13 protein-coding genes are annotated in these 13,189 nt (G+C 70.0%); 8 read left to right on the top strand and 5 right to left on the bottom strand.

The window, feature by feature from the left end; translation table 11 throughout:
• Nucleotides 1-44: 44 nt before the first annotated feature.
• Nucleotides 45-3,425: a (Fe-S)-binding protein gene (locus AXK60_RS20270; RefSeq protein WP_068575258.1), complete on the bottom strand. Its 3,381-nt coding sequence runs from the start codon at nt 3,423-3,425 to the stop codon at nt 45-47.
• Nucleotides 3,426-3,615: 190 nt separating this feature from the next.
• Between AXK60_RS20270 and AXK60_RS20275 the strand changes: the two genes are divergently transcribed.
• Nucleotides 3,616-4,191 (top strand): SanA/YdcF family protein, encoded by a 576-nt coding sequence (locus AXK60_RS20275; protein WP_082789251.1) that lies wholly within the window; start codon nt 3,616-3,618, stop codon nt 4,189-4,191.
• Nucleotides 4,192-4,234: 43 nt separating this feature from the next.
• Nucleotides 4,235-4,642 carry a hypothetical protein gene (locus AXK60_RS20280; RefSeq protein ID WP_139058059.1) on the top strand — a complete coding sequence of 136 codons (408 nt, stop codon included), beginning with the start codon at nt 4,235-4,237 and terminating at the stop codon, nt 4,640-4,642.
• Nucleotides 4,643-4,826: 184 nt separating this feature from the next.
• Here the strand turns inward: AXK60_RS20280 and AXK60_RS20285 are convergent, their stop codons facing one another.
• Nucleotides 4,827-5,873, bottom strand: a complete 1,047-nt coding sequence (locus AXK60_RS20285; protein WP_068573909.1) for a DUF6670 family protein — start codon at nt 5,871-5,873, stop codon at nt 4,827-4,829.
• Nucleotides 5,870-6,541, bottom strand: coding sequence for a TetR/AcrR family transcriptional regulator (locus AXK60_RS20290; RefSeq protein ID WP_068573911.1), 672 nt, complete (start codon nt 6,539-6,541; stop codon nt 5,870-5,872). The genes AXK60_RS20285 and AXK60_RS20290 overlap by 4 nt, the downstream gene beginning before the upstream one ends.
• Before the next feature lie 144 nt (nt 6,542-6,685).
• On the opposite strand from AXK60_RS20290, the gene AXK60_RS20295 reads away from it, so the two are divergent.
• The 3 genes from AXK60_RS20295 to AXK60_RS20305 all read left to right on the top strand — a co-directional run bounded on the left by AXK60_RS20295 (nt 6,686) and on the right by AXK60_RS20305 (nt 8,377).
• Nucleotides 6,686-7,192: an SRPBCC domain-containing protein gene (locus AXK60_RS20295; RefSeq protein WP_082778155.1), complete on the top strand. Its 507-nt coding sequence runs from the start codon at nt 6,686-6,688 to the stop codon at nt 7,190-7,192.
• Entirely contained in the window at nt 7,189-7,707 is a 519-nt protein-coding gene (locus AXK60_RS20300) for a TetR/AcrR family transcriptional regulator (RefSeq protein WP_175400080.1), read from the top strand. Before AXK60_RS20295 ends, AXK60_RS20300 begins: the two co-directional genes overlap by 4 nt.
• Nucleotides 7,708-7,870: 163 nt before the next feature.
• Complete coding sequence (locus tag AXK60_RS20305; protein ID WP_068573913.1) at nt 7,871-8,377, top strand: FBP domain-containing protein; 507 nt, start codon at nt 7,871-7,873, stop codon at nt 8,375-8,377.
• Here the strand turns inward: AXK60_RS20305 and AXK60_RS20310 are convergent, their stop codons facing one another.
• Together AXK60_RS20310 and AXK60_RS20315 are read right to left on the bottom strand one after the other, a co-directional pair.
• The gene (locus tag AXK60_RS20310) at nt 8,378-9,628 is read right to left on the bottom strand and encodes an oxygenase MpaB family protein (protein ID WP_244881143.1); all 1,251 of its coding nucleotides are present in this window, start codon (nt 9,626-9,628) and stop codon (nt 8,378-8,380) included.
• 67 nt (nt 9,629-9,695) lie between these two features.
• Nucleotides 9,696-10,583 (bottom strand): exodeoxyribonuclease III, encoded by an 888-nt coding sequence (locus AXK60_RS20315; protein ID WP_068573914.1) that lies wholly within the window; start codon nt 10,581-10,583, stop codon nt 9,696-9,698.
• 17 nt (nt 10,584-10,600) lie between these two features.
• Here AXK60_RS20315 and AXK60_RS20320 point away from each other — a divergent pair, with 17 nt between their 5' ends.
• From AXK60_RS20320 to AXK60_RS20330, 3 genes are all read left to right on the top strand, one after another.
• Complete coding sequence (locus AXK60_RS20320; RefSeq protein ID WP_244881144.1) at nt 10,601-11,497, top strand: phytoene/squalene synthase family protein; 897 nt, start codon at nt 10,601-10,603, stop codon at nt 11,495-11,497.
• Nucleotides 11,498-11,674: 177 nt separating this feature from the next.
• Nucleotides 11,675-12,673: a hypothetical protein gene (locus AXK60_RS20325; RefSeq protein ID WP_068573919.1), complete on the top strand. Its 999-nt coding sequence runs from the start codon at nt 11,675-11,677 to the stop codon at nt 12,671-12,673.
• Nucleotides 12,670-12,996: a PadR family transcriptional regulator gene (locus AXK60_RS20330; protein ID WP_068575262.1), complete on the top strand. Its 327-nt coding sequence runs from the start codon at nt 12,670-12,672 to the stop codon at nt 12,994-12,996. The genes AXK60_RS20325 and AXK60_RS20330 overlap by 4 nt, the downstream gene beginning before the upstream one ends.
• Nucleotides 12,997-13,189: the final 193 nt, after the last annotated feature.

Genomic DNA, 13,189 nt, shown 5'->3' on the forward strand with positions numbered 1-13,189 from the left:
GACCATCCTGCCCTATCGGTTGATAGCGATTCGCTCGGAGTCGATCACTTCCGGCCGCCGGGACGCTTCGCGCCCGCCGCGATCCCGAAGCCCTTGGCCTTCGACTCGCCCTCCGTCGTCAGCGTCCGGTCGTTCCCGCCCGACGGTGCCGGGCTTGCGGGGGCTTCCTGAACTGCGGTTTCCGGGACCGACGGTGCGCTGTCCGCGGGAGCCTCCTCGGCGGGTGCCGGGGCCGCGGGGGCCTCGGGTGCCGGGGTGGGCTCGGCCGGAGCGGGTGCCGCGGCGCGGGGTGCGCCGGGCTTCTTGGCGCCCGGGCGCTTGGCGCCGGCGGCGATGCCGAACCCCGCGGCCTTGGACTCGCCCGCGGTCTTCAGCGTGCGGTCCACGGCCGGAGCCGCGGACGTCGCAGGGGCTTCCGCGGCCGGGGCGGCCGGTGCCTCAGCGACCGGAGCTGCAGGAGCCTCGGCAGCGGCGGGGGCCTCCGCGGCGACGGGAGCGGCGGGTGCCGCGGCCTTGGGTGCGCCGGGCTTCTTGGCGCCCGGTCGCTTGGCGCCGGCGGCGATGCCGAATCCTGCGGCCTTCGATTCTCCGGCCGTGGCCAGCGTGCGGTCCTCGGCCGGAGCCGGGGGTGCTTCGGTCGCGGGAGCGGCGGCCGCGGGGGCCTCCGCCGGGGCCGCTGCAGGCTTCGGCGCGCCGGGCTTCTTCGCGCCCGGTCGCTTGGCTCCGCCGGCCATGCCGAGCCCGACCGCGGGCTTCGCGGGCGTAGTCGGCGCTGCCGGTGCCTCGGCCGCCGGAGCGGTCTCGGCCGCGGGAGCAGCAGGTGCAGCTGCCGGAGCGGCTCCGCCGGGCTTCTTCGCGCCGGGGCGCTTGGCGCCGCCGGCCATACCCAGCCCGACCGAGGGCTTCGCGGGTGCCGCAGGGGCCGAGGGGGCCTCGGCCGCGGGAGCGGCCTCAGCAGCCGGAGCCGCAGCAGGCTTGGGCGCACCCGGCTTCTTCGGGCCGCCGGGGCGCTTGCCGCCACCCGCGAGGCCGAGGCCGACTGCGGGCTTGGCGTCCTTCTTCTCCGCGGGCGCGGCCGGGGCCGCAGCAGGAGCGGCCGCGGCAGGTGCGGCCGCCGGAGTCGCGGCAGGTGCCTCGGCGAGGGCGGTGGCACCGTCGGACACCTTGCGGTTCGGATTGCCGACGACGATGCCCTCGGGGAGGCCGCGCCGGACCGACTCCAGGAGCATCTGGGCGACGTCGACGACCTCGGGCGCTGCGGCCTCGTTGTCCGCGGTCTGGGCGGTCACGCCGTCGGAGAGCATCACGCGGCAGAACGGGCAGCCGGTGGCGATCTTCTTCGGGGTCTCGGCGGGCGTCGAGGACAGCGTGTTCAGGGCCTCGTCGACGCGGTCGATGTTGATGCGCTTGCCGAGCTGCTCCTCCATCCACATGCGCGCGCCGCCGGCGCCACAGCACATGGACCGCTCGAGGTGCCGCGGCATCTCCTTGAGCGTGGCGCCGGAGGCGCCGATGAGCTCACGAGGAGCCTCGTAGACCTGGTTGTGGCGACCGAGATAGCAGGGGTCGTGGTAGGTCACGTCCTCGCTCGGGGGCGCCACGGGCACGAGGCGCTTCTCGCGGACCAGCTTGTTGAGCAGCTGCGTGTGGTGGACGACCTCGTAGTCGCCGCCGACCTGCGGGTACTCGTTGCCGAGCGCGTTGAAGCAGTGGGCGCAGGTCACGACGATCTTGCGCTGCTTCGCGGGCACGCCCTCGAAGACCTCGTCGAGCTGCTCGATGTTCTGCTGCGCCAGCATCTGGAACAGGAACTCGTTGCCCGCGCGGCGCGCGGAGTCGCCGGTACAGGTCTCGCCCTGGCCCAGGACCAGGAAGTTCACGGCGGCCACGTCGAGGAGCTCGGCGACGGCCTTGGTGGTCTTCTTCGCGCGGTCCTCGAAGGCGCCGGCGCAGCCGACCCAGAAGAGGTATTCGAAGCCCTCGAAGGACTCGACGTCCTGGCCGTAGACCGGGATCTCGATGTCCATCTCGTCGATCCACGCGGTGCGCTGGCTGGGGTTCTGGCCCCAGGGGTTGCCCTTGTTCTCGAGGTTCTTGAACAGGCCGGCGAGTTCGTGCGGGAACTCCGACTCGATCAGCACCTGGTAGCGGCGCATGTCGACGATGTGGTCGACGTGCTCGATGTCGACGGGGCACTGCTCGACGCAGGCGCCGCAGGTGGTGCAGGACCACAGGACCTCGGGGTCGATGACGCCGCCCAGGGCGCCGTCCTCACCTGCGGGGCCGACCAGCGAGCGCTCGGCCTCGGCGCGGGCCTCCGCGGGGATCTTCTCGAGCGCGGCCTCGTCGACGGTGCCGTCCTTGCCGACCAGGCCGATCTGCTCGCCGGCCGGGTCCGTGCGGCCCCCGGCCAGGAGGTACGGCGCCTTGGCGTAGCCGTGGTCGCGCAGGCCCATGATGAGCAGCTTCGGGCTCAGCGGCTTGCCGGTGTTCCACGCGGGGCACTGGCTCTGGCAGCGACCGCACTCGGTGCAGGTCGTGAAGTCCAGCCAGCCCTTCCAGGAGAAGTCCTCGATCTTGCCGGCGCCGAGGTTGTCGACGTCCGGGTCGGTGTTCTCCATGGTCAGGACCTTGCCGTTGGAGACCATCGGCTTGGCGGCGCCCAGTGCGCGGCGGCTGCCCAGCTCGCGCTTGAAGTAGATGTTGAAGAACGCCGAGAACCGGTGCCACGCGACGCCCCAGGTGAGGTTGCTGCCGACGCAGATCAGGAAGGTCACGCCCGACATCAGCTTGATGAAGGCGAAGACCGTGACCATCGCCGGGCTCGCGGGGAGCAGCTCGGCGACGTGGCGGGTGAAGAAGTCGGTGACGGGGTCGGACTCGCCGGTCATGGCGATCTTGCCGGCCTTGACCATGATCATGCCGAGGCCCTCGAACAGGACGATGGCCTCGATCGTGTAAGCGGGCAGGAACTTGCTGCCGGCGAAGCGCGAGAAGAGCGCGGGGTTCCGCGGGTGCTTGACCTGCCGGACCACGATCAGCACCAGGATGCCGACGAAGGTCGCGATGCCGAGGATCTCGTCCACGAGGTGGTACACCGGCCACGCGCCGATGACGGGCCAGTGGAACGACGGGTCGAAGGTCTGCGGCAGAGCCTCGAACCACAGCACCATGCCGAGCAGGAAGCCGACCATGACGAACCAGTGGGCGATGCCCACCGTGCGGTTCTTGATCATCTTGGTGTGGGCGAGGAACTCGACCACGACCTCCGCGGCACGCGGGATGAAGGGGAGCCAGCGGTCCTTGGCCGACTGTCCCTGGGCGATGATCCGCACCATGCGGAGCGCGCCTCGGAAGAAGATCGCCCAGCCGAGCACGAAGGCGATCGCGCCGATCGTGCCGAGGGTGATGTTCAGCGGGGTGATGTCGGACTCGGCGGCGGCCAAATACGTCTGGTCCACGTCGTGCACCTTTCTGCCTCGCGGGCTGGGTAGCACTCATGTTACTCGCGAGTAATATAAGCGCGAAACCACTGCGTCTGGCATAACGGTAGATCGCGGACCTGGTGCCTTCGCGCGAAGGATGACCTAACTACCTGGTCGGTAAGGTGTGGTCATGAGTTCTGTCGCATCGTCGAACGCCCGCCCGGCCGGGCGGTTGCGATCCGTCGTGACGGGCATCACGGGAACCGGGCCCCTCCACCTCCCGGCCGACGCCCCGTCGGCCCCCGTCGCGATCGCCTTCGGTGCGTCCGTACTCGGTGGCCGCCCGGGCTCGTTCGTCGAGGGCAGGCTCGAGGCGTCGCTGCAGTTGTACCGGCTGGGGAAGGCCGAGAAGATCCTGGTCTCCGGCAATCAGGGCGGCATGTCCGGCGACGAGATCGCCGTGATGACGGGATGGCTGCTCGACCGGGGCGTCCCCGAATCGGCCCTGCTCACGGACGGTGCCGGCCTCGACACCTACCTCGCCTGTCGGCGCGCGCGGGACGAGTTCGGGGTGGAACGTGTCCTGCTCGTCTCCCAGTTCTTCCATGCCCGACGGGCCGCCGCCCTCGCCCGGCACCTCGGCCTCGACGCCGACGCCGTCCGCGCCGAGTGCGGCTGCACCCGCCGCGCCTGGGTCCGCAACCTCGCCCGCGAGTACCTCCTGTCCCGCCCGAAGGCCGCGCTGGACATCGCCCGCGGGCGCTGATGCGTTAGACGCATCTCCCAGTGCGCTTCGCTACATTGGTCGGATGTCAGTCGACCCCCGGCGTGGCGGCCTCTCGAACAATGGCGAATACGCGAGCCGGCGCGCCGTGCTCGGGACTCTTGCCCGAGTCGCCACCTTCATCGTGGTGCTCGCGGGCTCCGGAGCGATCGGTTACTGGTCGTGGGTGCGGATGCACCTCGTCGCCGTCGAGGTCTGCGGCATCGGGGTCGGTGTCAGCGGTCGAATCGGCATCAACATCGTCGGGCTGCTGTGGCTGGGCTGTTCGTTGATCCTCGGCGCCGCTGCGGGCGGCGATATGGTCTATGGGACGACACGTGGTCTGCGAGTCTTCGGCGTCGCGATGCTGGTCCTCCTCATCGGCGGCACCGTTGCGCTGCAGCTCTGGAGCGCCTCGTACTTCGGCTCCTACTGCGGCGGCACGGGGCGCTGAGCCCGGGTGCTGCGGCGCTGCCATGCGCTCCGCGCATGACTCGATCGCCGAAAACTGCCACTGACCTGCGGTTTTGTAGCCATGCTTCGCGTGCATGGCTTGTCGGAAAGGTATGTGCCCCGGCAGCGGGATGCCGTCGGGTCCGGCGGGCGACACCCCGCGGGGCTGACGCGCCGATCCGCGCTCAGTCGCGCGTGTCGATCCATTCCAGGTACGCGCTGCCGGCGACGGGCTCCTCGCGGTAGGACCCGATGTAGGTGTACGCGCCCACGTAGCCGCGTCCGTGCCCGTAGCGCAGCGTGCTGTCCACCGAACCGTCCACGGTCAGCACCTCGGCATCGCCGTCGCGCACCGTCCACCGGAGGAGGACGGGCACCGTCATCGCCCGGCCCCGTTCGTCGACCACCTCGCGGGACTCGAGCACCTCCATCCGCACGTCCTCGTAGACCTCCGCCGGCGCGCCGAGTCGGCGCACGTGCGCGAGGCGGCACGCGATGCTGCCGCGGGCGCGGACGTCGGTGAGCAGGATCTGCGTCGTGGGGTCGATGTCGATGATCTGGTACGTGAAGAAGTCGATCGGCAGCTTGAGCGGGCCGGGGATCGGTCGGCCGAGCAGTGACTGGTGCGTGCGCATCCGCGCGTACTCGAACGTGCCGACACCCTCGACCCGATCGCCGTCGACGGTGCCGGTGTACGGCGCCGTCAGGCTGAGGTGGTCGTAGACGGGCGTCTTGACGAAGTAGGAGACCTGGTCGGTGACCTCGAGCTCCAGGTCGACGCCGAATCCCGGGTAGCGCCCGCGCACCGTCACCCGCGGCAGGTCGATGTCGATCGCGAGCTCGTCGCCCCACCGGAGTGTGGAGCCGTCGCGGGCGAAACTGCACTCCGTCGACGCGTCGTACGCGCGGTAGAAGTGCTGGTCGGCGTACGCGGTCGAGGAGAGCACCGTCGTGGTGTTGCGGGCGTCCGCAGCCGCCAAATGATCCTGGTCGAAGAGCTCCGCGCCGGGCGCGCCGATGAGCGTCATCGTGTTCACGTACCGGTAGGGCTCGGGCAGGTCCGGTACGAACACCCCGTAGTGCGTGGTCGACCACACCTTGGACGTCACGTGCGGCCGCAGGATCTCGGGCTGGTCGAAGGGACGCCTCGACGCCTCGATCCTGCTGTCGAGCAACGGGAGCGCCGCGTCGACCACGGCGCGGGACAACAGGGTGGAAATCTTGCGGCTCATGACATCTCCGTTTCGGGGGTGGTCGACGGTGCCGGGAACGACAGGGCGGCGAGGATGCGCGCGGAGGTGGCGGACACCTCGCCGGCGGACATGCCGGGATCGAGACTCCACCAGTGCATGGACGCGGAGACCATCGATTCCCAGATCAGGACGGCGGCGGAGCTGTCCCGGGGATCGGTCAGACCCGCGGCGCGCAGCACATCGGCGACGGCGCGCGCCGACTGTTCCCGCAGTCGGTGCCGCTGGGCGCGGGCGGCGTCGCGTCCGGCGCCGACGGGGAGTGTGCGGTCGTACAGGAGCGCCCAGTATCCGGTGCGGCCCTCGAGGGCGGTGAACAGTGAGGTGAGGACGGCGCTCGCGGACCGGCCGAACAGGGACATGTGCGGTTCTGGGGAGTTCGGCGAGGCGACCGCGCCGGTCACCGCGTCGAAGACGATCGGGCCGGCCTTCTCGACGCAGGCGATGTACAGCTTCTCCTTCGACGAGAAGTAGGCCAGTACGAGGGCTTTCGACACGTCGGCGCGCGCCGCGATCGTCGTGAGTTGGGCGCCGGCGTATCCGGCCTCCCCGAACTCCTGGGCGGCGGCCTCCAGGATCGCTGCGGCGCGGACCTCGCGGGGGACGCCGCGGCTGCCGGAGCGCGCGGGTCCGGTGACCGAGGTGGTCATGCGCTGCTCCTCTCGCCGCGTTCGTAGAAGTGACTCGCCGGTCACATTAGGTTCGGTCGGCCGCGTGGTCAATGCCGGGTCGGCGGTTGTGCGGCTAACGACGTTAGCTTACAATGAGGCTAACAATGTTAGCCTGGAGGCGTCATGAAGTGGATTCTGTCGGTGGTCGCAGTGATGGTGCTGGTGGGAGTACTCGCGGCCGTGCTGTACCGGGACCGGACCGTCGAGCGGTCGGTCGAGATCGAGGCGTCGCCCGCAGAGGTGTGGCGGGTGCTGACCGACTTCGAGGCCTACCCGCAGTGGAATCCGTTCGTGATCCGCGCCGCTGCGCCGGACGGTCTCGAGGTCGGCCGCGACCTCGACGTCCGGATCCGGGACCGGGGCTCCGAGACGGGCTTCCGGCCCGAGGTGTTGGCGGTGGATCCGGAGCGCGAACTGCGCTGGTTGGGGAGGGTTCTGCTGCCCCGGCTGCTCGACGGCGAGCACTCCTTCCGTCTGGAGACCACGCCGACCGGGACCCGATTCATCCAGGGTGAGCGGTTCCGCGGAGTGCTGGTGCCCGTGGTCGGCTCGTCGATCGACGTCGCCGACGGCTTCGACGCCATGAACCGCGCGCTGCGGGAACGGGTGCTGGCTACGATCGCCCGGTGATCCCCGACGAGCTGGACCCGCTGCGCGCCGCGACCCCTCGCGCCCGGCAGATCGTGGCGGCCGCCCGCGTCCTGCTGGAACGCGACGGCTGGGATCGTGTGACGATGCGCGACCTCGCCGACGAGATCGGGATCCGCGCACCGTCGCTGTACAAGCACTTCGCGAACAAGGACGCGCTCAAGGCCGTCCTCGTCGGTGTCGCGCTCGCCGAGTCGGGCGCCGCACTCCGCCCCGTCACCGGCGTGGCAGAGCTGATTCGCGACTACCGCTCCGTCGCGCGGGCCACCCCGAACCTGTACCGACTCGCCACCGTCGGGCCACTGGACCGGGGCGCGCTCCCGGACGGACTGGAGGAGTGGTCGGGCGCACCCTTCTTCGAGGTCACAGGCGATCCGCATGCGGCGCAGGCGTTGTGGGCCGCGGCGCACGGCATGGCGATCCTCGAGATCGACGGCCGGTTCCCCGCCGGCGAGCTGGATCGGACATGGGCGGAGCTGGCGGCGAAATTCGCGTGACAGCGCGCGTAGGGTGGAGTGCATGAACCGAGGAGGAGTGTCCGGCGCCCTGCGCCACGGCAGATGATCCCGCCCCGCAGCCGATCCACCGGACCGGCCGCGCAGCTCTGCCTACACACCTCACCCCCGGCGCACCGCCCGGGGATCACAGAACGGTTCAATCATGGATCCCGTATCCCAGCAGCAGATCATCGACGCCTTCCGCGGCGCCACCAAGAGCGAGATCAAGCGCGTGACCTTCCCGGCCGACTTCGACGACCTCGACTTCGGCAAGCTCGAGTACCTCGGGTGGCGCGACAGGAAGATCCCGCGGCGCGCCTACGTCGCCGTCCCCACCACCGGACCCGACGGTGCCGAGCTGGTCACCGTCATCCTCACCCAGGCCGAGAAGAAGCCCGCCGCGAAGGCCATGTGCTCGTGGTGCCGCGACGTGAACATCACGAGCCAGGCGGTCCTCTACACCGTCCGACGGGGCGGTGCCGCCGGTCGCAAGGGCGACACCATCGGCATGCTCGTGTGCGAGGACTTCAGTTGCGCCGCGAACGCGCGCAAGCTACCGCCCGCGTTCCACAAGGGCACCGATGTGGAGATGATCCGCGAGCAGAACCTCGCTGACCTGCGGACCCGTGTGAACGGATTCGTCGCCGAGGTGCTCAGCACCGAGGAGTAGTCACTTGTACTGCGGCTTACCGTAATTCGGGTTGTTGCCCGTGGGGATGGCGATGTTGATCGGCCGGAAGCCGCCCAGGTACACGAGTTCGAAGGTGTTCGCGAGCTGGTCCATCTGGTGGTACAGCTCGGGAGGGAGGGCGGCCTGCGTGAGCCCTCCCTCGCGGATGGCCACGTAGGTGGGCCAGGTGGCGGTGAGCAGGCCCTGGTACAGCGGCTGCGGCGGCAGCTGCATCCAGTCCGTCAGCTTGTCGCCGAGGGAGTAGCGGGTGAACGCCTCGATCGCCGGCCGCGACACGATTCGTCCGTCGAGGTCGCGACCGTGGTCCACCAACATGTTGGCGATCTTGACCCCTTCGGGGGTCGGACCCATGATCGTGTCGAGGTCCTTCTGCGCCTGGCGCTCGGCCTGGTCCCAGCTCGACGGGATGTAATCGTCGCGAATACCCAGCATGTGCCCGTTGACCTGCCAGGAGTGCAGCAGCCCGTCGACCTCGTCCTGCGGCAGGTGGACGCCCCAGTTCCGCATGATCCGCATGCCCATGGTGGCGAGGGTGTGCCAGGTGACCATCATGTCGGCCTGCGAGATGGGCTTGGGCTGGTCGGCGACCTTCTTCCAGTGCGGCGACTGCGGCAGTAGGTGCCGCACGGCGCCGTGTGTGAGACGGACCTTCACCGCGGTGGTGGCGGCCCGTCCGTTGGGGCCGTAGGCGCCGACGGCGATCTGGTCGTACACCAGGCGATAGGTCTTGGCGATGCGGTCCTTCATGTCCGCGCCGCCGGCCGACCAGTAGACGGCCCGCGATTCGCGCGGGATCACCGACATCATGATCCCGCCGCAGAGCCCGATGATCGTCGAGAGATAGAAGCTACGGGTGGTGTAGAAGGTGTCGGCGCCCTTCATCAGGCGGGCGTCGAGCCATTCGGGGAGCTTGCGTGCCTCCTCGATGAAGTCCCGCACGTCCGACGGCATGCCGTCGGGGACGGGCTGCGAGTTCGTCGTCCACTGCGCGAGGGCGCGGTTCGTCCGGTCGACGTCGCCGCGCTCGAGCACGGACTTCATGAGTGCGTCGCACTCCGGGTCCCACGTCGTGCGGGAGTCCGGGGTGGCGGTGCTGCGGACGCCGGGTTCGGCGGAGGCCAGGCCGGTGCCCAACCGGCCGGTCAGCGCGGCGATGCCCGCGCCCGCGGTCCCCACACCGGCGGCGCGCAGGGCGTGCCGTCTGCTGATGCTGCCTGCAACCGCGTCCACATGCACTCCCTCGTTCCGCCTGTCGGTGCAGGAGTGTAGCGAGAGTCACGTTGCGGTTGCAAACGGTTCAGTCCTTGGTCTGGGGAAGCTTCGCGCCCTTCGGGCTCACCCGCCCGGCCGACGGTGGCGGCACCATCGGACCGATGTCACCGTCGGGAGCGGTGTCCAGGTCGAGCATGACGGGGGCGTGGTCCGACGGCCCCTTGCCCTTGCGGGCCTGTCGGTCGATCCACGCGGCCGCGGTCCGGTCGGCGACGGTGCCGCTGGCCAGGATCAGGTCGATCCGCATGCCGAGGTTCTTGTTGAACATGCCGGCGCGGTAGTCCCAGTAGGAGAAGACCTGCTCGTGCGGCCAGCGTTCGCGGACCACGTCGCGCAGGCCGAGGGCCTCGAGGGCGGCGATCGCGTCGCGCTCCGGCGGCGTGACGTGCGTGTGGCCGGTGAAGGCCGCCGGGTCGAAGACGTCCTCGTCGGTGGGCGCGATGTTCATGTCGCCGCAGACCAGTTGGGGGACGGTGTCGGCCTTCACCTGCGCGACGAGCGCGGCGAGCCACTCGAGCTTGTAGGCGTAGTGATCGGAGTCGATCTCGCGGCCGTTCGGCGTGTACAGCGAGTGCACGCGGATGCCGGGGTCGCCGTCTCCGGCGCCGCAGACGCCCGAGATCGCGCGGCCCTCGACGATGCCCTCGTACTCGGGCGCGCCCGGGATCCCGACGACGACGTCCTGCAGGCCCACCTTCGACAGCAGCGCCGAGCCGTTCCACGCCGGCTGTCCCGCGGTGGCGAACTCGTAGCCGCGTTCTTCCAGGTCCGGGCCGATCAGCGTGGCGAAGGCGTCGTCGGTCATCTTCAGTTCCTGCAGACAGACGACGTCGGGCCGGCGCGAGTCCAGCCACTCCAGCAGCCGCCCGTGCCGCTGCTTGACCGAGTTCACATTCCAGGTGGCGACGCGCATGCCCCCACCGTATCGGGGTGCCTGACAGGTCCGCCGACACGGTCGGGACACTGGTGGGCATGGATTCCAGCGAGCGGTACCTCCACGCCGCGGTCGCGGCCTCCGCCGTGGTGATCCGCGACTACTCGACGTCGTTCTCGCTCGCCGCGCGGATGATGCCGTGCCGCGTGCGTGATCACATCACGTCCATCTACGGGCTGGTCCGGGTGGCGGACGAGATCGTCGACGGTGCCTGCCCCACCGATCCGCGGGCCCACCTCGACGCGCTCGAGGCGTCCGTCGAGGCCGCGATCTCGGACGGGTTCAGCGCGAACCTCGTGGTGCACGCCTTCGCCGCGACCGCCCGTGCGACCGGTTTCGGCACCGAGCTGACCAGGCCCTTCTTCGCGTCCATGCGCGCGGACCTGACCCCCGCGTCGCACACGCCGGAGTCGCTGGCCGCGTACATCCACGGGTCCGCCGAGGTGGTCGGGCTGATGTGCCTGCGCGCCTACCTGTATGGCGTGCCCGCCTCGAGTCGGCCCGCTCGCTCCGCTCCCGGCGCCGGGTCGGACTACGAGCGCCTGGCGCCGGACGCCGCGCGACTCGGGGCGGCCTTCCAGAAGGTCAACTTCCTGCGCGACCTCACCGACGACGAGCTCCGCCTCGGCCGCGCCTACCTGCCCGAGCTCACGCAGCAGGCCTTCGACGACGCCCTCGACGACGCCGCCGCCGACCTCGCCGCCGGTCGCGCCGGGATCGCGCGGCTCCCGCGCGACGTCCAGCGCGGCGTCCGCGCCGCCGCCGACCTCTACGGGGAGCTCGTCCGCCGTCTCCGGTCCGCCGGGCTCGACGGTGCCCGCTCCGGCCGCGTTCGCGTCCCCACGACGGCGAAGGCGACGGTGCTCGCCCGCTCGGTCGTCGCCCCGCAGTGACGATGTAGTCACTCCGCGGGGTATTCATCTTCTGCATATCTCGCGTCACGCCTGGTCAGGTCGTGTTTTGCGCCTGGAGACTATTCATTTCGTGCATACCCTCGCTGTCGGCGGTGTTGTCCGTCGTCGTCCCGACTGCTATATCTAGATACAAATTCGATCTAGGTAGGAGTCGAGATGGAAGCGAAGGACTTCGCTGAGCGGGACGAGAAGTGGGGCAAGCGTTACGTCGTCACCCTCGCGTGGCAGGACGGCGTCGATCGTGAGCTCGTCGTCGCTCGGCAGAACGAGCTCGTCGACTCCATCGCCGCGGCCGGAGTCTCCGCTGACGAGTTGTTCGGCGATCCCGTGGAGCTCGCCCGGGCCGATGCGATCGAGTACGGGAGTCCGGACGCCGATGCGGAGGCGGCGGAAGGGCTGGGCATGCGTGATGTCTTCGCCCTGTCTGCGGTGATCCTGCTGATGATGGGAATCGGTGTGGGCGGGATGTTCCTGTTCGACGGTGCAGGCCCCGTCGACGTGGGCCTCGGTCCGCTCGTACTCGGGGTCGCCGTGGTGGCGTGCATGGTCGCGGGTTCTGCGGCGGTGGCGTTCTACACCGCCGGGCGGGTGCGTTCGGCGACGCGCTTCGCCGTGGGTGCACTCGCGGCCGTAGCCGCCGGCGGCGTCGTCACCGGAGTGGTCGGGTCGGACTCTGTACTGATCGCGGGAGCGCCCAGGTGGTTGGTCGCGATCTCGTTCCTGCTCCCGAGTGTGCTCGCGGTCGTGGCCTGGCGGCTCGTGCCGGCACGGACGCCGCAGAGCGCATGGACCGACGACGAGTGGTTCGAGCGATTCCGAGGGGCCCTGCGTGCCAAGGGGGTTCACTGGAAGGATGCGGCGGACTACGAGCGCAACCTGCGGGCGGAGCTGACGACCACCGCGTTCGACGATTTCGGGGCGCCCGGTGCGATGGCGCGACGTCTCGCGGGTGATGCCTCCGGTGCATCGGGTCGATACTGGTGGCGGATGCCGGCCTTCTACCTCGTCCTCGCACTCTTCGCAGCGTTCATGGCGGTCGACGCCGAGGGGAGTGCGAGGGCGTTGAACATCGCTCTGAGCGTGATGCTCGCGATCGGCGTCCTCACGAGCGGCCCGCGGGCATGGCGGGAGCGGACGCGGAAGGTGGCCGGATGAGCACCGCTGCGTGGCAACGGGCGACGTTGCCGCTCTTGATCCTCGGCGTGCTCGAGTCGGCGCCGCGGCACGGCTACGGCGTCTCCGCGGCGCTGGTCGATGCGGGGCTGCAGCCGATCAAGGGGGCCCAGTTGTATCCGGCGCTGGTGAAGATGGAGAACGACGGATTCATCGCCGCCGAGTGGGAGCAGAGCGAGTCCGGCCCCGCCCGCAAGGTCTACGAACTCACGGACGCCGGCCGCGAAGAACTCACCCGCCTCCGCGAGGAATGGCGCGCGTTCACCGCGGCCGCCGCCGCGCTCGGAGCCGCGCCCGCCCGCTGATTCACGTGGTCCCACGTCCCGCTGTCACTTCTGATTCTTCATAGCGCTGCAACGCTATGAAGAATCAGAAGTGATCGGTGGACTGCGGTCCGATCGGTGAGCCCGAGGATGGTCTCGCCGGGTGCGCCGCACAGACCGTCGGGGCATGTGCGGGACGCATCGACGGGAACTTCGATTACACTCTTGAGCTGCG

It is taken from the genome of Tsukamurella pseudospumae, assembly GCF_001575195.1.
In the GTDB taxonomy this organism is placed as follows: domain Bacteria; phylum Actinomycetota; class Actinomycetes; order Mycobacteriales; family Mycobacteriaceae; genus Tsukamurella; species Tsukamurella pseudospumae.

Excerpts from the sequence above, each read along its gene's own strand:
- AXK60_RS20275 (WP_082789251.1), top strand. The coding sequence starts at position 3,616 with ATGAGTTCTGTCGCATCGTCGAACGCCCGCCCGGCCGGGCGGTTGCGA.
- AXK60_RS20280 (WP_139058059.1), top strand. The coding sequence starts at position 4,235 with ATGTCAGTCGACCCCCGGCGTGGCGGCCTCTCGAACAATGGCGAATAC.
- AXK60_RS20285 (WP_068573909.1), bottom strand. The coding sequence starts at position 5,873 with ATGAGCCGCAAGATTTCCACCCTGTTGTCCCGCGCCGTGGTCGACGCG.
- AXK60_RS20290 (WP_068573911.1), bottom strand. The coding sequence starts at position 6,541 with ATGACCACCTCGGTCACCGGACCCGCGCGCTCCGGCAGCCGCGGCGTC.
- AXK60_RS20295 (WP_082778155.1), top strand. The coding sequence starts at position 6,686 with ATGAAGTGGATTCTGTCGGTGGTCGCAGTGATGGTGCTGGTGGGAGTA.
- AXK60_RS20305 (WP_068573913.1), top strand. The coding sequence starts at position 7,871 with ATGGATCCCGTATCCCAGCAGCAGATCATCGACGCCTTCCGCGGCGCC.
- AXK60_RS20315 (WP_068573914.1), bottom strand. The coding sequence starts at position 10,583 with ATGCGCGTCGCCACCTGGAATGTGAACTCGGTCAAGCAGCGGCACGGG.
- AXK60_RS20325 (WP_068573919.1), top strand. The coding sequence starts at position 11,675 with ATGGAAGCGAAGGACTTCGCTGAGCGGGACGAGAAGTGGGGCAAGCGT.
- AXK60_RS20330 (WP_068575262.1), top strand. The coding sequence starts at position 12,670 with ATGAGCACCGCTGCGTGGCAACGGGCGACGTTGCCGCTCTTGATCCTC.